Consider the following 18,576-nt stretch of genomic DNA (forward strand, 5'->3'; position numbering starts at 1 on the left):
CTTTTTTAGCTTCCCTCTTTACTAAGCGATCATTTAGACTGTGTTTTCTTGTTGCCGTTAAAAGTTGCCAATCACTATGCGCCCATCCATCGCTCGAGTTGCTCTGCCTGTTCCACTGGATAAGCAATTTGATTATCTCATTCCAAATCATCTGTTTCCGGTGATTGGTGGGCGAGTCAGTGTGCCTTTTGGCCCTCGAAGTCAGATTGGGATCGTGACCGCGATGGTCAGTGAATCTGAGTTTGAAATATCGAAGCTCAAACCGATTTACAAAGTGTTGGATTCAGAACCGGTCTGGCCAGAAAAACTGTATGGTTTACTTCATTGGTGCAGTCAGTTCTATCAATACCCTCTTGGTGAGACCTTCGCCAACGCCTTGCCTAGCGCCCTCAAGAAAGGCAAACCGGCCGACTTTACTGCCCAAGTAGAATGGCAGTTAACTCCAGCAGGTAACGATCAGTTGATGCAGGGATTTGGTCGAGCCGTTAAGCAAGCGACGGTAATGAAGATGCTTGAGCATGGGCCGCTGTCTCATCAGTCCTTTATTGACCAAGATATTACCAGCAGTGTTTTAAAAACATTGCAAGATAAAGGATGGATAGAGAGCCACGAGATCAAACCCAAACAGAAGCCATGGCCGCGTGACGTAGAAGCGAACGTTGATAAGCCAAAACTCAACGAAGAGCAGGCGATAGCGATTGCAACGGTGAACAGTAATCCGGGGTTTGGCTGTTATTTACTGGAAGGCGTGACGGGTTCGGGTAAAACTGAGGTTTATCTGAACATGATCAAGCCTGTCCTAGAGCAAAAGCGCCAGGCACTCGTGTTGGTGCCTGAAATCGGGCTGACGCCACAAACCATTAATCGTTTTAAAAAGCGATTTAATGTGCCAGTGGCTGTGATGCACTCTGGACTCAATGACACTGAGCGACTCAATGCTTGGTTATCCGCGCGTGATAATATCGCGGGCATCATTATTGGCACTCGTTCTGCGCTGCTCACCCCCTTTGCTGATCTCGGCATCATCATTGTGGATGAAGAGCACGATGGATCTTATAAGCAGCAAGACTCGTTAAGATACCATGCTCGTGATGTTGCGGTGATGCGAGCTAATAAAGAACAAATACCCATCATACTGGGTTCTGCGACTCCTGCATTTGAAACATTGAACAATGCCCAAACTGGCAAGTACCACCACTTAACGCTCACCCAAAGAGCCGGTGTCGCTAAGCCTGCCACGCACAGCGTGTTAGATATTAAAGGGTTGTATCTCGAAGGTGGATTGTCAGCGCCATTGATCGCTCAAATGAGACGCCACTTGAACGCGGGCAATCAGGTGATGTTGTTTCTCAATCGTCGTGGATTTTCTCCGGCTTTAATGTGCCATGAGTGTGGTTGGATAGCAGAGTGTCAACGCTGTGATGCGTATTACACCTTCCATCAACATAGCCGAGAGGTGCGTTGCCACCATTGCGGATCTCAGCAAGCGGTGATTCATCAATGCCATGGCTGTGGTTCAACCAACTTAGTGACCGTTGGTGTCGGGACCGAGCAGTTAGAAAGCCAACTCCTGGAATTGTTTCCCGAATTCAAAACCGTACGAATCGATCGAGACAGCACACGCCGAAAAGGCAGTTTAGAGAGCGCATTGGAATCCATTCGTCGTGGTGAGTATCAAATCTTAATTGGCACGCAGATGCTGGCCAAAGGGCATCACTTTCCGGATGTGACCTTAGTGGCGCTATTGGATGTGGATGGATCTTTATACAGCAGCGATTTTCGAGCATCGGAACGGCTGGCTCAGTTATTCATTCAGGTTGCCGGGCGTGCTGGAAGAGCAAGTAAGCCCGGTGAAGTGATCTTACAAAGCCATCACCCCGAGCACGCATTACTGCAAGCTTTACTCCATCAAAGCTATGGGCACTTCGCGAAAACTGCGCTTCAAGAGCGCAAGTTGGCGCAACTTCCTCCCTACAGTTATTTAACCCTATTTAGAGCGGAAGCGAATGATAATCAGCTTGTCGAAGACTTTCTTCGTCAAGTTCGTCATACACTTGAAGCGCATCCTCTATTCGATGAATACTGCATGGTTCTTGGCCCGGTGCCAGCACCACTGGCTAAAAGAGCGGGGAAGTATCGATGGCAATTGTTATTACAAACGGAAGCGCGTTCGTTAATGCAGAAGCTTCTGATGAGCGCCAAACCTGCGATAAACCTGTTACCTATTGCGAAAAAAGTCCGTTGGTCGATTGATATCGAACCGCAAGATCTCAGTTAAATCGAAGGGCTGTGAGCGAATCTGGATAAAGTACAAACAAGGGATTTGTGAGCCACTTCACGCTAGTCGTGCAAAATGTGTTAATCTCACCGTAACTTTATGTTTAGAAATGAATAAACTATCAGAACATAGAAAAACAAGAGTGGACGACAGTTCGCCAGATTAACTTTAACAATACGCAATGCAGCGTGGCTGTAACTAAAGGAAGAGAGGGTTAAAAATATGGCGACAATGAAGGATGTTGCCCAGCTTGCGGGAGTCTCAACGGCAACCGTGTCCAGAGCTCTGATGAACCCAGAGAAAGTATCGTCGACCACACGTAAGCGTGTTGAAGATGCTGTATTGGAAGCTGGCTATTCACCAAACTCGTTGGCGCGAAACCTGCGTCGAAATGAATCTAAAACCATTGTCACTATCGTCCCTGATATTTGCGATCCTTATTTCTCTGAAATTATTCGTGGTATTGAAGATGCAGCAATGGAGCATGGTTACCTTGTTTTACTGGGTGACAGCTCACAGCAAAAAAAGCGCGAAGCCTCTTTTGTTAACCTCGTTTTCACTAAGCAAGCGGATGGTATGTTGCTACTTGGCAGCGATCTTCCTTTTGATGTGAGCAAAGCTGAGCAAAAAAATCTACCGCCAATGGTGATGGCTTGCGAATTTGCTCCAGAACTTGAATTACCTACGGTGCATATCGATAACCTGACATCGGCATTTGAAGCGGTAAACTATTTGACACAAATGGGTCATAAACGTGTTGCTCAAATCTCAGGGCCTCAACATGCGGTGCTTTGCCAGTTCCGTCAGCAAGGTTACCAACAGGCATTGAGACGCGGTGGCTTGAGCATGAACCCGACTTACACTACGTATGGTGACTTTACTTTTGAAGCGGGTGCAAAAGCAGTAAGAGCTTTATTATCACTTCCTGAGCCACCAACGGCGATTTTCTGTCACAGCGATGTCATGGCAATTGGCGCGATTCAAGAAGCAAAAAAACTGGGATTACGTGTTCCGCAAGATCTATCCGTGGTTGGCTTTGATGATATTCAATTCTCAGAGTATTGTGATCCACCATTAACGACGATCTCTCAGCCTCGTTATGAAATCGGTCGTCAAGCGATGCTCATGATGCTTGAGTTATTGAGAGGGCACGATGTACGAGCAGGATCGCGTCTTTTAGAAACGCATTTGGTGGTTAGGGAAAGCGCTGCGCCACCAAGACTGGTGTGATTCTTTGGCTAAATCCCCTGACTGGCAGCGCATTTTGGTGCGCTGCTTCCATTTCTACCCTATTATCCCCACCAAATCTGAATTAACATACCTACTGACTTTTCAATGTTGATAGACCATCGTGGCAAATAAAGATTATGTAAAGCGCGGGCGAGGAACCAAAAAATCGCCTAGTAAAAAGGCGTCGAATAAGAGTTCACCAAGGCGAAAACCTTGGCGAAGTGGGCTCATTGCTCTTATTTTATTGGGTGCTTTTGGTTACGGGCTGTATACGTTAAGTAACGATCCTGAGCCACCGACACCTGCTGCGAAGCCCGTTGCGAAGCCAAAACCCAAACCTGCGACCGTATTGCCCAAGCCCCCAGAAGAAAAATGGGACTACGTTGAGTCTTTGCCAAACCGAGAGGTAGAGGTTCAGGCGAAAGAGCAGGTTATCTCTGATATTCCTTACATTATGCAGTGTGGCGCGTTTAAGCTCTCTCAACAAGCAGAAGAACGAAAAGCCAACATCGCCTTTCAAGGCATTCAAAGTGAAGTCAGGAAAAAAGAAGGCAGCAGTTGGTATCGTGTTGTTTTAGGGCCGTATACGTTAAAGCGTGATGCCGAGCGAGATAGGCATAAATTGCAACGCGCCAAAATAGAGCCATGTGCGATTTGGAAAGAATCACAGTAGACATTGAATGTCTTAGCCCACTTTTATCAAGAAGGTTATTCAAAGGAATAGCCTTTTTTATTTTTAGCTATTTATAGAAATCAGCCATAGAAGCTATTCACAAAAATGATTCCAGTTAGTCACTTTTCATGATTTATCACTCACCTCAGTCATAACGGTGTCTTGGTATGTATTTTCGTCAAAGAGTCGCGTCCTTTTGCTCTTGAAATTTCCCGTTTTGACCTCATATCAGTGTTTAACTCCCTAATCTAGAATAAGAGGCCCTACTCGTGACTACCATTGTATCAGTACGTCGAAATAATAAAGTTGTCATCGCGGGAGATGGACAAGTATCGCTAGGCAATACCGTCATGAAAGGTAACGCGAAAAAAGTACGTCGCCTTTATAACAACAAGGTTCTGGCTGGTTTTGCTGGTAGCACAGCCGATGCGTTCACGCTGTTTGAGCGATTTGAAAGTAAACTGCAAATGCATCAAGGGCATCTCACTAAAGCTGCAGTTGAACTGGCAAAAGACTGGCGCAGTGATCGCGCATTAAGAAAGCTAGAAGCTCTGTTAGCGGTAGCCGATGAGACCGCATCGCTAATCATTACCGGAAACGGTGATGTAGTTCAGCCAGAAAACGATTTGATCGCCATTGGCTCTGGTGGCAATTTTGCACAAGCCGCTGCGATTGCGTTACTTGAAAATACAGAATTAGACGCGCTAGAGATTGCACAAAAGTCATTGCAAATTGCGGGTGATATTTGCGTCTTTACTAACCATCATCACACTATTGAAGAACTAGAAATCCCAGCAGAACTGGTTAAATAGACTCAACTATTCGTCTATGTCAAAGCCCATTTTAGTTGGTGAAAAATAAAAATAGCCAGTGACACTGTTTTAAGGAAATAATTATGTCTGATATGACCCCTCGTGAAATTGTTCACGAACTTAACCGCCACATCATTGGCCAAGACCAAGCAAAACGTTCAGTGGCAATAGCCCTGCGTAATCGTTGGCGTCGAATGCAACTTGAAGAGGGCTTGCGTGCTGAAGTCACGCCGAAAAACATTTTGATGATTGGTCCAACGGGTGTGGGTAAAACTGAAATTGCTCGTCGTCTTGCTAAACTGGCTAACGCGCCTTTCATTAAAGTTGAAGCGACTAAGTTTACGGAAGTGGGCTATGTTGGTAAGGAAGTAGAAACCATCATTCGTGACCTGACGGATGTGGCGATAAAGATGACCCATCAGCAAGCGATGGAGAAAGTAAAATACCGAGCTGAAGAACAAGCTGAAGAACGTATCTTAGACGCACTATTACCGCCAGCCCGTGATGCTTGGGGTGAAAATGAGAAATCAGACGATAGCTCATCGAATACCCGCCAAATCTTCCGTAAGAAATTACGTGAAGGCAAGCTAGATGATAAAGAGATCGAAGTCGATGTTGCCGCGCCACAGATGGGCGTTGAAATCATGGCGCCTCCTGGTATGGAAGAGATGACCAATCAGCTTCAAGGTATGTTTCAAAACTTGGCGGGAGATACCAAGAAAAAGCGCAAGATGAAAATTAAAGATGCCTTTAAAGCACTGACGGAAGAAGAAGCGGCCAAGCTTGTGAATCCGGAAGAGTTAAAAGAGAGCTCAATCTTTAATGTCGAAAACAATGGCATTGTGTTTATCGATGAAATCGACAAAATCTGTAAGCGTGGTGAAAGCTCCGGCCCTGATGTTTCTCGTGAAGGTGTTCAGCGTGACTTACTGCCACTTATTGAAGGCAGTACGGTATCGACTAAGCACGGCATGGTGAAAACCGACCATATTTTGTTTGTGACGTCTGGTGCATTCCAAGTATCGAAGCCCTCTGATCTTATTCCTGAGTTGCAAGGTCGCTTGCCAATTCGAGTAGAACTTGAAGCGTTATCAAGCAACGATTTCAAGCGTATTTTGACCGAACCGAAAGCTTCATTGACTGAGCAATATATTGCATTGATGAAAACGGAAGAAGTGGATATCGACTTTACAGAAGATGGTATTACTCAGATCGCTGAAGCTGCATGGCATGTGAATGAAACCACGGAGAATATTGGTGCTCGTCGCCTGCACACGGTGATGGAACGCTTAATGGATGAGATTTCATTTGAAGCCACAGACAAAGCCGGAACAAGTTTAACCATTGATGCTGAGTACGTGAAGAACTGCCTGGGTGAGTTGGTTGAAAACGAAGATTTGAGCCGCTTCATTCTTTAATCACGTTGTTTAAATAAAAAGACAATGAACAGAAAAAAGGGTTGGCATTATGCCAACCCTTTTTATTACTTAATGATGGTTACTTGCTGATGGTACTAACTGTTTATTACTCACTGCGATTGGCTTACTTTAAATCATCGCAATAAAGATAACCGACAGAGCAGTGATCAAACCGGCAAAGGCGTAACAACCGACTTTGCCCGCAACGCCTGCGTGTATTTTGAGATCATGCATACCATGATGAAGGCGGTGCATAGCGTGCCACATAGGGAAAGCCAGTGTGCCGATGATAAACAAGGCACCAATAATGCTGGTGGCAAAGCGACTAACACGCTCGTAGCTCAATGCTTCAGCGTCAATAATACCAAGAGGTGCAAGGATACCGAGAACAAGTACGGTAACCGGAGTGATCATGGCAAACCATGTGCCACCTGCGCCAAATAGCCCCCACCAGATAGGCTCATCAGAGCGTTTTGGTGATCTGTCTACTTTATAGTTGTTTGTTATCACAATATGCTCCTTACACAACAACGAGAACAACGAGGGAGATAAACGCCACAGCAGCCCATTGCGTTAAAATAATCACTTTCTTATCAACCGTTTTGCCTTTCAAACGAATAGGCATGACTTGCGGCATCATGCCAAAGAAAGTATGGGCATGAAGTAAGCTGCCAGCCAACGCCACAATATTGATGGCGATGATCACAGGATTGGCCATAAATTCGAGCCAACCTTGCCATGCATCAGCCCCTTTGACTAAAGAGGCCAATCCGACGGTCAAAAACAGAGTGAATAGGATCAGCGGCAGTACCGTTGCTTCGCGCAGCATGTAGAAGCGATAAAAGGGATTATTGCTCCACCAGGTGCGTTTCATTTCACGAACGTAAGGTTTACGATTACTACTCATCCTTATGCCTCCTTCTTATTCACTGAACCATCGGGCTTCAACATCGCAATCACGAAGTCCATCGACGATTCAATTTTACCTTGGTTTACCGCAGCAGCTGGATCAACATTCTTAGGACAAACATCAGAGCAGTAGCCCACAAACGTACAGCCCCAAGCGCCATTGTCACCGTTAATCAGTGCCATACGCTCACTCTTACCATTGTCACGGCTATCAAGATTGTAACGATGCGCCAGGGTTAGAGCCGCAGGGCCGATGAACTCAGGGTTTAGCCCAAACTGAGGACACGCCGCGTAGCAAAGACCACAGTTTATGCAGCTTGCAAATTGCTTGTATTTCGCCATTTGCTCTGGGGTTTGAATGTTAGTGCCATCTTCAGGTTTACGGTCGTTACCAATAATGTATGGCTTAATCGCTTCCAGACGCTCAATAAACGAGCTCATATCAACAATCAGATCTTTCTCGATTGGGAAGTTTGCCAAAGGCTCAATCGTTACCCCATCAGGGTAGTCACGTAAGAAGCATTTACAGGCTAGCTTTGGTACGCCATTAACCATGATGCCACATGAACCACAGATCGCCATTCGGCAAGACCAACGGTAAGACAAGTCTTTGTCTAGGTTGTCTTTGATGTAGCCAATGGCATCAAGCACAGACATGGTGTCATCAAAAGGGACTTCAAACGCCTGCATATGAGGTTCAGCATCAGTGGCTGGGTCATAGCGGAGAATATTAATTTTTTGAATTCGATTCGCTGGCATTACTCTTGCTCCTCTGTCTGTTTCGTTTGAGCAGCTTCCTCTGCCGCTGCTTTCTCAGCAGCTTCGCCGTATAGACGTGCTTTCGGTTGGGATTTCGTAATTTTGACATCGCGGTAATCTATTTTTGGTGCGGCATCTTCTTGGTAGTAGGCCAGTGAATGCTTCAAGAAGTTCTCATCATCACGCTCTGTACAGCCATCATCTAAACGTTGGTGAGCACCACGAGACTCTTTACGTAAAATAGCCGAGTGAGCCATCGCTTCTGCGACTTCTAACCCGTAACCGACCTCGATAGCGTAAAGAAGATCCGTGTTGAACACTTTGCCTTTATCTTTAATACCAATCTTTTTGTAACGTGCTTTAAGCTCTGTGATTTTCTCGATGGTGGCTTGCATCAAGTCTTCTTGACGGTAAATACCGCAACCCGCTTCCATGGTGTGACCCATTTCAGTTCGGATGTCCGCCCAGTTTTCATCGCCCTCTTGGGCTAAGATGCCCGCAATACGATCTTCTACCGCTTTTACTTGTTTCTCGATAGACGCGTCGTTCCAGCCTTTGAATTCTTCCGCGCGTTTCACGGCATGTTCACCGGCAACGCGGCCAAAGACCACAAACTCAGCCAGAGAGTTAGAACCTAAACGGTTGGCCCCGTGCAGACCTACAGAGGCACATTCACCGACCGCAAAGAGACCTTTTATTTGAGTCTCACAATTGCCGTTCGTTTCAATACCACCCATGGTGTAGTGAACCGTTGGACGAATTGGAATTGGCTCTTTAGCCGGATCAACGTTGACGTATGCTTTTGATAGCTCACAGATAAACGGCAGACGCTCTTGCAGGTACTCTTCCCCTAAATGGCGAAGGTCAAGGTGTACCACATCACCGAGTGGGTGTTTGATGGTGTTGCCTTTCTGCTGCTCATGCCAAAACGCTTGAGAAACTTTGTCACGAGGACCGAGTTCCATGTATTTATTTTTCGGCTCGCCTACGGGTGTTTCTGGGCCCATGCCGTAATCTTGCAGATAACGATAGCCGTTCTTGTTAACGATAATACCGCCTTCACCACGACAACCTTCGGTCATCAGAATGCCAGTACCAGGAAGGCCGGTAGGGTGATATTGAACAAATTCCATATCACGCAAAGGAACACCATGACGATAGGCCATTGCCATGCCGTCACCGGTGACAATGCCGCCGTTAGTATTACAGTGATAAACACGGCCAGCGCCACCCGTTGCGAGTACAACCGATTTTGCTTTAATGGTCACGAGTTCACCTTCAGCCATATGAATAGCGATAAGGCCCTGAACTTCGCCATCTTCAACAAGCAGATCAACCACAAAGTACTCATCAAAACGTTTGATTTGCTCGTACTTCATCGAAGTTTGAAATAGGGTATGAAGCATGTGGAAACCGGTTTTATCCGCCGCAAACCAAGTACGCTCGACTTTCATACCACCAAAACGACGAACGTTGATTTCACCGTTCTCTTTTCGACTCCATGGGCAACCCCATTGCTCCATTTGGATCATTTCACGGGTTGCGTTTTTAACAAAGTACTCAACGACATCCTGCTCACATAGCCAGTCACCACCACCAACAGTATCGTTGAAGTGATTATCTAGGCTGTCTTCTTCCTTGACGACGGCTGCTGAACCCCCTTCTGCTGCAACCGTGTGGGAGCGCATAGGGTAAACTTTCGAAATGAGTGCAACTTCTAATTCAGGGTTTGCTTCCGCAGCTGCAATAGCAGTACGAAGACCAGCGCCACCAGCGCCAATGACTGCGATATCTGTGGTGAGTATTTTCACAGTTATCCTCCAGTGAGTAATTGATATTATTGAATACTAGGTACGCTTTATTCCGCTGCCCTAGAGTCTTTATATTCAGAAATCAAAATAGGGATAAAAAGTGGATTTTTATCCCTTCAATTCCAGACCGCCTTTTTAACGGCACAATCAGTTTAGAAGAGCAGAATGAGGAATAAATTGATTCAGTCAGCCTTTTTAGTCGGAAATGCAAACATGAGCATAGTTATTCCATTTTGTGTGATCAATATCATGAAGTAATGATCGAAAAGGAGTTAACTGACAGGATTGTCGCTCCCCCAAAGTGTTCCAATGACCATTCTAGAGTGCGCTTTTTAAAGGTAGAATATCGCCATAAACGTTACTTGCTAAATAGAGCTTCTTATGACGAGACAAACCTGGCAACCCAGTGCATCAATTCACCAACTGAAAAAGCGCGCCTCTATACTGGCTAAGATTCGCGAGTTTTTTTATCAGCGACAAGTGATGGAGGTGGATACGCCAGCAATGAGCCATGCTACGGTCACTGATATTCATCTACATACTTTTCAAACGACCTTTATTGGCCCTGAATACGCGCAAGGTTGCCAACTCTATTTCATGACCAGCCCAGAATTTCATATGAAGCGTTTATTAGCGGCGGGAAGTGGGTGCATTTACCAAATGAGCAAGGCGTTTCGTAACGAAGAGAATGGTCGCTACCATAACCCAGAATTCACCATGCTTGAGTGGTATCGAGTAGGCTTTGATCACCATAAGTTGATGGATGAAATGGATGATCTTCTGCAATTGACGCTTGGTTGCAATACGGCAACACGCATGACTTACCAGCAAGCTTTTATGGATGTGTTGGGCATTTGCCCATTAGAAGACTCAATGCAGAGACTAAAACAGTCAGCCTCTACGCTTGGCTTGAGCGATATTGCCAACGATGAACAAGACCGAGATACGCTGTTACAGCTATTGTTTAGTATTGGCGTTGAAAAAGAGATTGGCCAAACTGAACCGGTTTTCGTTTATGGCTTCCCCGCGTCACAAGCGGCATTGGCAAGAATCAACACGCAAGACAAACGAGTATCCGATCGTTTTGAAGTGTATTTTAAAGGGATTGAGCTTGCGAATGGGTTCCATGAGTTGGATGACGCCGATGAGCAATTGGCTCGATTTGAGTCCGACAACCGAAAACGCGTAGAAATGGGCTTACCAGAGCAACCCATCGATCACCATTTGGTTGCCGCGTTAAGGGCCGGTTTTCCCGCTTGTGCAGGGGTCGCACTTGGGATCGACCGCCTTATTATGCTAGCGCTGCAATGCAAACACATCGATGAAGTGACTGCGTTTCCATTTCCTAGGGCTTAGGTTAGTGACGACTGGTTTTTAAGTTATAAAGACATGGATCGCGGATAGGTGATAGGAGCTTGGTCATCCATTTTTCTAAAGTATATATCCTCGGTCCACTGCTAAAAGGCTGTGCAGAACTGGTTGACTTCACGTCTAGTTGCAATTGAAGCTTATCCTCACTAGCCTCTTTGGCGCTTCCTCGCTATACTCCTGACTGAATTTTAAGCCCTAAACAGTAAGAGCGCAGGATATGCAAGAATACATCGATTTTTTCCAACAAAATATGATCCTATCTTTAGTATGGGTCGGTCTTTTTGCCGCTTTAATTATGAGCTTTGTCAAAGCCGCAACAGCAGCGTATAAAGAAGTCACAGCATCTGAAGTGACATTACTTATGAATCGTGAAGACGGTATCGTGGTCGATGTTCGCGCAAAAGACGAGTTCAAAAAAGGCCACATTACAGACGCAGTTCACATTTTACCGTCTGACATCAAAGCGGGTAACTTTAACGGCCTTGAAAAGAACAAAACTAACCCAATCATTGTGGTATGTAAGACAGGTCAAACCGCAGTAGAAAGCGCTAACCTACTTGCAAAAGCAGGCTTTGAAAATGTAAAGCTACTGAAAAATGGTTTGTCAGGCTGGAGCGAAGCTAACTTGCCTTTAGTTCGTGGCAAAAAGTAGTCCGCGGAAAAATAGCGCCTAGGAAAACAGTGCTCAGCAAACATAGAGCGCAATACAAAGTAAGTCGCCCCATTAGCGACGACAGTAAGCCTAGCTTGAATATGTGTTGCCTAAAATGGCAGCACTTATCGTTAAGAGATGTGATACTTTCCACGGAACTGCGGATTTATTTGCGCAAGATGACGTCTCTCGGTTAGTCTGAAAACAGATTAAATTACCCAAATTTTAAGGATTCCCACATGGCTGAAGCAGCACCACAAGAACAAGCTCAAGATTTCGCTATCCAACGTATCTTTCTAAAAGATATTTCTTTTGAAGCGCCTAACTCTCCAGTTATGTTTCAAAAAGAGTGGCAACCAGATGTGAAACTTGACCTAGACACGCAAAGCCGTGAGCTTGGTGAAGGCACTTATGAAGTGGTTCTACGTCTAACTGTGACGGTTAAGAACGCAGAAGAAACGGCTTTCCTATGTGAAGTTCAACAAGGCGGTATCTTCACTGCTGGAAACATGGAAGCGGGTCAACTGGCTCATTGTTTAGGTGCATTCTGCCCGAACATCCTGTTCCCATACGCTCGTGAAACGATTTCTAGCCTAGTGGTTAAAGGTACGTTCCCTCAACTGAACCTTGCACCTGTTAACTTTGATGCATTGTTCATGAACTACCTACAGCAGCAAGCAAAAGACGGCGAAGCTTCTAAAGAGGCGTAAATCGGTTTTTCACTTCAGCGATGAGGTGAAAGGTACGCCTAGTGAATCGATAGCTTATTAAAGAAAATGCACAAAGCATCTAAATAGAATGATGCGATGTGCATTTTTTGTTTAGAATGACAGTAAATGAATCCTTATAAAATGTGATCAGGCAAAGTGAATGACTAACTCAAATTTGAATAATGCTTACGGAAAAGAGATCGCCATGACGGTGATCGGTGCCGGCTCTTACGGTACCTCATTGGCTATTTCTCTGGCTCGCAATGGCGCTAATGTTGTAATTTGGGGGCATGAGCCTGAACACATGGCGCGGTTGGAAGCGGATCGTGCTAATCATGAGTTCCTTCCTGGTATTGATTTCCCAGAATCCTTGATCGTTGAGTCGGACGTTGAGAAAGCCGTTCAAGCAAGCCGAGATTTATTGGTTGTGGTGCCTAGCCATGTGTTCGGCATTGTATTAGGCAGCATAAAACCGCATCTACGCGATGACACAAGGATTTGCTGGGCAACAAAAGGGCTTGAGCCTGAAACAGGTCGCCTGCTTAAAGACGTCGCTCATGAAGTGCTAGGGGAAGGGCGTTCATTGGCCGTGTTGTCTGGGCCAACTTTTGCTAAAGAACTCGCGATGGGCATGCCAACGGCGATTTCTGTGGCTTCCCCAGATGATCAGTTTGTGGCGGATCTTCAAGAGAAAATTCACTGCAGTAAGACTTTCCGTGTTTACGCAAACAGCGATTTTACCGGAATGCAGCTGGGCGGTGCAGTCAAAAATGTAATAGCGATTGGCGCAGGTATGTCTGATGGTATCGGCTTTGGTGCTAACGCTCGAACAGCATTGATTACTCGAGGTCTTGCTGAAATGACACGTTTAGGTGAAGCTCTTGGCGCTCAAAAAGAAACCTTTATGGGAATGGCTGGGCTTGGTGATTTAGTGCTTACTTGTACTGATAACCAATCTCGTAATCGACGTTTTGGTCTAGCGCTAGGCTCGGGTAAGGGTGTTGAAGAGGCCCAAGAAGAGATCGGCCAAGTCGTTGAAGGCTACCGCAATACCAAAGAAGTGTGGATGCTTGCAGCTCGAATGGGGGTTGAGATGCCGATTGTTGATCAAATCTACCAAGTGCTGTATCAAGGAAAAGATACACGTGTTGCCGCGCAAGATTTGCTTGCGCGAGATAAAAAATCAGAAGGGAAGTAACAAACACCTTGTGATCAGCGCTCTGGTTAATAGGGTGCTGAGGGTGCTTTGGGAATAGGGATTGATTGATGAAGCATTGTGAAAAAAAGAAAGTATGGCAAGCGATCATTCGCGAAGCTCGGGAGCAATCTGAGCAAGAGCCAATGTTGGCGAGTTTTTATCATGCCACCATTATTAATCATGATAGCTTGGCGGCGGCGTTAAGCTATATCCTCGCGAACAAACTAAAAACCCCATCTATGCCAGCAATGGCGGTACGTGAAGTGGTTGAACAAGCCTTTGCTGCGGATCCGGACATCGGTCACTCCGCGGCCTGTGATATCTGCGCGACCGTGAATCGAGATCCCGCCGTTGCCATGTACTCTATGCCGCTCCTGTATTTGAAAGGCTATCATGCATTGCAAGGCTATCGCGTTGCAAACTGGCTGTGGAAACAAGGCCGAATAGCTCTGGCGACTTACTTGCAAAATCAAATCTCTGTAGCTTGCCAAGTGGATATTCATCCTGCGGCGCAAATTGGTCGCGGCATCATGCTGGATCATGCGACAGGTATTGTGATTGGTGAAACCGCCGTGGTGGAAGACGATGTTTCCATACTTCAAGACGTGACGCTGGGCGGAACGGGCAAAGAGTGTGGTGATCGCCATCCTAAGATTCGCGAAGGGGTCATGATCGGCGCTGGTGCTAAGATTTTGGGTAATATTGAAGTGGGCGAAGGGGCCAAAATTGGTTCTTGTTCTGTGGTCTTACAGGCGGTTCCTGCTCATACCACGGTGGCGGGTGTTCCGGCAAAAATAGTCGGCCGACCAAAAACCGATAAACCATCATTGGATATGGACCAACAGTTTAATGGTAAGTCTCAAAGCTTTATTGGTGGCGATGGTATTTAGCGTATTGAGCGTTAAAGTGTCCGAGCAGCAAAATACGCAATAGCAGAATAAAAAAGGACGATACCCAGGTATCGTCCTTTTGGCTTTCTATGACCAGCCTTAAATAAACCCAAGTTCAGGTCTATTTATGCACATTACTGTTTATTTGATTTCATTAAGCTCAGCGAGCACTTCTTCCGCCCAAACTAACCAAGCTTGACGAAGTAATAAATTACGGCGCAAGGTGAGGCGTTCTAGTCGTTGAGATTTATCGAGAGTGGCTGGCGTTGCGTAGTAAGCCGCTTCTATCTCTTGATAGTGCGCTACCAGGCTATAAGACTCTTTAATTAACTCGCTAAGTTGAATGCGATACGGACCTGAGTCTTGTACGGCACACGCCATTAATTTAGCAGAAAACTCATCGCGTACGGTTGGGTGTGCTGTAGGTTGATCAAACCATTCACCTAACGCGCTGCGGCCAGCATCTGTGATGGAATACACTTTACGATCAGGTTTGCCTTCTTGAGGTTCAAGAACACAGGTAACGAGCTCGTTTTGAGCCATTTTATTGAGTTCACGATACACTTGTTGATGGCTTGCTTTCCAAAAATAGCCGATGCTAGCGGAAAACTCTTTAGTGATATCGTATCCAGTTGCGTTACGTGTACTAAGTACAGTGAGGATTACGTGTGGTAGTGACATGTCTTAAATCCAAATAGGTCAATAAACTTCAAAATAACGATGTTTAAACATTGGTTGTGCTTCGTAGCACTTATTATTTCTATGTTTAAACAACACCAACTTTATCGTGTTGGTTCTGTCACCTTTATAAGCCGTTTATCACCTAGTTATATTTAAACTGATGTCGATCCTGCGAGATAATTAGTATATGTGTGTTATCGCAGTGGGGCGGTATTATATCTAAATATAAGCATAAAGTGGAATAGATGGACGTATTCACAACAAAAACTGATAAATAACTCAATAAGGCCATTCGTTTAGTTTATCATTCTTTATATGTTATAATTTTATTGTTTTTATATCGCGAAATTTAATCGTTTTATACTTTTATAGAGAATAAAAACAAAAAGCAGCACAAAAATAGTGCTGCTTTTTTGGTTTTTTTGATCAATGCGTCACCTAATCCGTTACTTGCCGCGTTATTTGGACAGTCACGAGATCAGGCAGTGAAATCGATCAATTACCCTGTATTTCGCATACCTGCCGCAATACCTGCAATGGTCACCATCAGTGCTTCTTCAAGTTCCGCCGACGGTGTGTCCATTTGGCGAGTCCGGTGAAGCAATTCTGCTTGAAGCATGTTGAGTGGCTCAACGTAGATACTGCGAAGACGAATGGACTCTTGGCCCCATGGGTCGCTTTGCATCAAGTTTTCGTTGTTCTCAACATTCAATACGGCTTTGATGTCTTTTTGCAGTTGTTCACGTAGGCGATCACCCAGTGGCAACAACGATGGATCAGCAAGGCGTTCGTCATAGTAGCGAGAAATCTCGATATTACATTTTGAGTACACCATCTCTAGCATACCCAGACGAGTTGAGAAGAATGGCCACTCGCGACACATCTCTTCTAACAGCGCTTGGTGACCTTTATCAACGGAGTACTGGATTGCTTCACCTGCCCCTAACCATGCGGGTAACACAAGGCGGTTTTGACTCCATGAGAAGATCCATGGAATAGCACGCAAGCTTTCAACACCGCCATTCGGGTTGCGTTTTGCAGGGCGAGAGCCGAGAGGCAACATGCCGAGTTCAAGTTCTGGTGTTGCTTGTCGGAAATACGGTACAAAGTCAGGCTCTCCTTGCACGATATTACGGTAAGACTCACAAGAGACTTCCGACAATACGTCCATGAGATCGCGCCAATCTTGTTTTGGCTCTGGAGGTGGAAGTAGGTTCGCTTCTAAAATCGCACTGGCGTACATATTGAAGCTGTTGACAGCCACTTCAGGTAAACCAAGCTTAAAGCGGATCATTTCCCCTTGTTCTGTAACACGTAAGCCGCCTTTCAAGCTTTTTGGTGGCTGAGACAACAGTGCCGCATGGGCAGGAGCACCACCACGACCAACCGTACCGCCACGGCCGTGGAACAGTGTTAGTTCAATGCCTTCAGCGTCACATACTTTAACCAGAGCATCCATTGCGCTGTATTGTGCCCAGCCTGCAGCCATAACACCGGCATCTTTCGCAGAGTCGGAGTAACCGATCATGACCATTTGATGATTCTGAATAAAGCCTCGGTACAGATCGATGTCCATTAATTGCTTAATGACCGATTCTGCGTTGTTCAAGTCGTCCAGTGTTTCAAACAGCGGACAAACGTCCATGCGGTAAGGACAACCTGATTCTTGTAGAAGCAAATGAACAGCCAGTACATCTGAAGCCGTGCGTGCCATTGAAATAACATAAGCGCCAAACGCTTCACGTGGTTGAGACGCCACAATCTTACACGTATCTAAAACTTCTTTTACCGGTGCCGATGGCTCCCAGTCGCGTGGTAGAAGTGGGCGTTTAGAGCTTAGCTCATTCGTTAGAAAAGCAATTTTATCTTGCTCGCTCCACTGATCGTAATCACCAATACCCAGGTAACGAGTCAGTTCTGATAACACGTCTGAATGGCGAGTACTTTCTTGGCGGATATCCAAGCGGACAAGGTGGACACCAAACGCTTTAATGCGGCGTAAAGTATCGAGCAGTGAGCCGTCAGCAATCACACCCATGCCACATTCATGCAGTGATTGATAACAGGCATAAAGCGGTGCCCATAATTGATCAATATGCTGCAATGGTGCTTTTACAGCCAGCTTTTGGCCATTGACTTTTGCGTCGAGAATGTCCAGCGTTTCGTTTAGAAGCGAACGAAGACCTTTCAATACAGCGCGATACGGTTCATGTTGGTCATCACCGGCTAAATCACGGACAGCATCATTACACTTCGTCATCGAGAGTTCAGAGATAAGCTCGTTCACATCACCCAAGTAAAGGTCAGCGGCTTTCCAACGAGAAAGAAGCATCACTTCACGAGTGATTGTATGCGTCACAAATGGGTTACCATCGCGATCGCCACCCATCCAAGATGAGAAATGCACTGGGCGAGCGTCAATAGGTAAGCCTTCACCTAGGTAGCTTGTTAGGCGATCATCAAGCTCGCGCAAGAATTCAGGAACGCCTTCCCACAGTGAGTTCTCTACAACAGCAAAGCCCCATTTTGCTTCATCCAGCGGGGTTGGGCGCTGCTTACGAATCACATCAGAGTGCCAACCTTGAGCGATCAACTGCTCTAAACGTCGTTCTGTTTTCTGGCGTTCTTTATGAGAAAGGTCGGTCAGTTCAAGCTTTGATAAACACTCGTTGGTTTTGACCAGTTTATTGATCATAGTGCGACGAGTGATTTCAGTAGGGTGAGCGGTTAACACCAATTCAATATTGAGGTCACGGACTGCTTGAGCCGTATCGAGTTTACTGATGCCATTTTGGCTTAGCTTCGAAAACAAACTGCTGATCGCGTCAGGTTCGCATACGTGCTCTTCACAATGGCGTGAAATCGTATGGTACTGCTCTGCCATATTGGTCAAGTTGAGAAATTGGTTAAATGCGCGTGCAACAGGCGTGAGTTGCTCGTTGGGTAAACTTTTAATTTCTTCAATTAAAGTGGCGCGGTCGGATTGATTGCCTGCACTCGCTGATTTAGAAAGCTTACGAATTGTCTCAACTTTCTCTAAAATAACGTCACCATGTGAATCCTTGATGGTGTTGCCAAGCAAGCGGCCTAGCATGCTTACGTTACTTGTGAGCGCAGCGTATTTTTCGTTCATTATCATCCTGCCTTGTAAAAAAGTTACATCCGGTGTTCCTTGTTAGGTACA

At 45.8% G+C, this 18,576-nt stretch carries 15 protein-coding genes and 1 pseudogene; 10 read left to right on the forward strand and 6 right to left on the reverse strand.

Annotated features, from left to right (window positions below):
- The first annotated feature begins 76 nt into the window (after window positions 1–76).
- The 5 genes and pseudogenes from priA to hslU all read left to right on the forward strand — a co-directional run bounded on the left by priA (window position 77) and on the right by hslU (window position 6,411).
- Window positions 77–2,278: a primosomal protein N' gene (gene priA / locus A1QO_RS13585; protein ID WP_017040903.1), complete on the forward strand. Its 2,202-nt coding sequence runs from the start codon at window positions 77–79 to the stop codon at window positions 2,276–2,278.
- Between the two features lie 213 nt (window positions 2,279–2,491).
- A pseudogene (gene cytR, locus A1QO_RS13590) lies at window positions 2,492–3,508 on the forward strand (DNA-binding transcriptional regulator CytR); the annotation flags it as partial.
- A gap of 121 nt (window positions 3,509–3,629) precedes the next feature.
- Window positions 3,630–4,181, forward strand: a complete 552-nt coding sequence (locus A1QO_RS13595; protein WP_017036795.1) for an SPOR domain-containing protein — start codon at window positions 3,630–3,632, stop codon at window positions 4,179–4,181.
- Window positions 4,182–4,450: 269 nt separating this feature from the next.
- On the forward strand, window positions 4,451–4,993 hold the full coding sequence (hslV, locus tag A1QO_RS13600; protein WP_017036794.1) for an ATP-dependent protease subunit HslV: 543 nt from the start codon (window positions 4,451–4,453) through the stop codon (window positions 4,991–4,993).
- Between the two features lie 83 nt (window positions 4,994–5,076).
- Complete coding sequence (gene hslU / locus A1QO_RS13605; RefSeq protein ID WP_017036793.1) at window positions 5,077–6,411, forward strand: HslU--HslV peptidase ATPase subunit; 1,335 nt, start codon at window positions 5,077–5,079, stop codon at window positions 6,409–6,411.
- Between the two features lie 129 nt (window positions 6,412–6,540).
- Here the strand turns inward: hslU and frdD are convergent, their stop codons facing one another.
- From frdD to frdA, 4 genes are read right to left on the reverse strand one after another with little or no spacing between them, the layout of a single operon-like run.
- Window positions 6,541–6,918, reverse strand: coding sequence for a fumarate reductase subunit FrdD (gene frdD, locus A1QO_RS13610; RefSeq protein WP_026026669.1), 378 nt, complete (start codon window positions 6,916–6,918; stop codon window positions 6,541–6,543).
- Between the two features lie 13 nt (window positions 6,919–6,931).
- On the reverse strand, window positions 6,932–7,318 hold the full coding sequence (gene frdC, locus A1QO_RS13615) for a fumarate reductase subunit FrdC (protein ID WP_017040588.1): 387 nt from the start codon (window positions 7,316–7,318) through the stop codon (window positions 6,932–6,934).
- Window positions 7,319–7,320: 2 nt separating this feature from the next.
- Window positions 7,321–8,079 carry a succinate dehydrogenase/fumarate reductase iron-sulfur subunit gene (locus A1QO_RS13620; RefSeq protein ID WP_017036790.1) on the reverse strand — a complete coding sequence of 253 codons (759 nt, stop codon included), beginning with the start codon at window positions 8,077–8,079 and terminating at the stop codon, window positions 7,321–7,323.
- Window positions 8,079–9,890, reverse strand: coding sequence for a fumarate reductase (quinol) flavoprotein subunit (gene frdA, locus A1QO_RS13625; RefSeq protein ID WP_017036789.1), 1,812 nt, complete (start codon window positions 9,888–9,890; stop codon window positions 8,079–8,081). Before frdA ends, A1QO_RS13620 begins: the two co-directional genes overlap by 1 nt.
- A gap of 381 nt (window positions 9,891–10,271) precedes the next feature.
- Here frdA and epmA point away from each other — a divergent pair, with 381 nt between their 5' ends.
- The 5 genes from epmA to cysE all read left to right on the forward strand — a co-directional run bounded on the left by epmA (window position 10,272) and on the right by cysE (window position 14,711).
- Window positions 10,272–11,246, forward strand: coding sequence for an elongation factor P--(R)-beta-lysine ligase (gene epmA, locus A1QO_RS13630; protein WP_017040904.1), 975 nt, complete (start codon window positions 10,272–10,274; stop codon window positions 11,244–11,246).
- Between the two features lie 232 nt (window positions 11,247–11,478).
- Window positions 11,479–11,913 (forward strand): rhodanese-like domain-containing protein, encoded by a 435-nt coding sequence (locus A1QO_RS13635; RefSeq protein WP_017036787.1) that lies wholly within the window; start codon window positions 11,479–11,481, stop codon window positions 11,911–11,913.
- Between the two features lie 239 nt (window positions 11,914–12,152).
- Entirely contained in the window at window positions 12,153–12,623 is a 471-nt protein-coding gene (gene secB / locus A1QO_RS13640; RefSeq protein WP_017036786.1) for a protein-export chaperone SecB, read from the forward strand.
- A 160-nt stretch (window positions 12,624–12,783) separates the two neighbouring features.
- Complete coding sequence (gene gpsA / locus A1QO_RS13645; protein WP_017040905.1) at window positions 12,784–13,821, forward strand: NAD(P)H-dependent glycerol-3-phosphate dehydrogenase; 1,038 nt, start codon at window positions 12,784–12,786, stop codon at window positions 13,819–13,821.
- Window positions 13,822–13,889: 68 nt separating this feature from the next.
- Window positions 13,890–14,711 carry a serine O-acetyltransferase gene (gene cysE / locus A1QO_RS13650; RefSeq protein ID WP_017038301.1) on the forward strand — a complete coding sequence of 274 codons (822 nt, stop codon included), beginning with the start codon at window positions 13,890–13,892 and terminating at the stop codon, window positions 14,709–14,711.
- Window positions 14,712–14,852: 141 nt separating this feature from the next.
- On the opposite strand, the gene A1QO_RS13655 is transcribed toward cysE, so the two are convergent.
- Window positions 14,853–15,392 carry a PadR family transcriptional regulator gene (locus A1QO_RS13655; RefSeq protein WP_017036783.1) on the reverse strand — a complete coding sequence of 180 codons (540 nt, stop codon included), beginning with the start codon at window positions 15,390–15,392 and terminating at the stop codon, window positions 14,853–14,855.
- 499 nt (window positions 15,393–15,891) lie between these two features.
- Window positions 15,892–18,525: a phosphoenolpyruvate carboxylase gene (gene ppc / locus A1QO_RS13660; RefSeq protein ID WP_017036782.1), complete on the reverse strand. Its 2,634-nt coding sequence runs from the start codon at window positions 18,523–18,525 to the stop codon at window positions 15,892–15,894.
- Window positions 18,526–18,576: the final 51 nt, after the last annotated feature.

The organism is Vibrio genomosp. F10 str. ZF-129 (assembly GCF_000287055.2).
In the GTDB taxonomy this organism is placed as follows: domain Bacteria; phylum Pseudomonadota; class Gammaproteobacteria; order Enterobacterales; family Vibrionaceae; genus Vibrio.

What these genes read in the sequence shown, in the direction of transcription:
- hslU (WP_017036793.1), top strand. Translation starts at nt 5,077, where the DNA reads ATGTCTGATATGACCCCTCGTGAAATTGTTCACGAACTTAACCGCCAC.
- secB (WP_017036786.1), top strand. Translation starts at nt 12,153, where the DNA reads ATGGCTGAAGCAGCACCACAAGAACAAGCTCAAGATTTCGCTATCCAA.
- ppc (WP_017036782.1), bottom strand. Translation starts at nt 18,525, where the DNA reads ATGAACGAAAAATACGCTGCGCTCACAAGTAACGTAAGCATGCTAGGC.
- A1QO_RS13655 (WP_017036783.1), bottom strand. Translation starts at nt 15,392, where the DNA reads ATGTCACTACCACACGTAATCCTCACTGTACTTAGTACACGTAACGCA.
- A1QO_RS13620 (WP_017036790.1), bottom strand. Translation starts at nt 8,079, where the DNA reads ATGCCAGCGAATCGAATTCAAAAAATTAATATTCTCCGCTATGACCCA.
- cysE (WP_017038301.1), top strand. Translation starts at nt 13,890, where the DNA reads ATGAAGCATTGTGAAAAAAAGAAAGTATGGCAAGCGATCATTCGCGAA.
- epmA (WP_017040904.1), top strand. Translation starts at nt 10,272, where the DNA reads ATGACGAGACAAACCTGGCAACCCAGTGCATCAATTCACCAACTGAAA.
- frdC (WP_017040588.1), bottom strand. Translation starts at nt 7,318, where the DNA reads ATGAGTAGTAATCGTAAACCTTACGTTCGTGAAATGAAACGCACCTGG.
- priA (WP_017040903.1), top strand. Translation starts at nt 77, where the DNA reads ATGCGCCCATCCATCGCTCGAGTTGCTCTGCCTGTTCCACTGGATAAG.
- gpsA (WP_017040905.1), top strand. Translation starts at nt 12,784, where the DNA reads ATGACTAACTCAAATTTGAATAATGCTTACGGAAAAGAGATCGCCATG.
- A1QO_RS13635 (WP_017036787.1), top strand. Translation starts at nt 11,479, where the DNA reads ATGCAAGAATACATCGATTTTTTCCAACAAAATATGATCCTATCTTTA.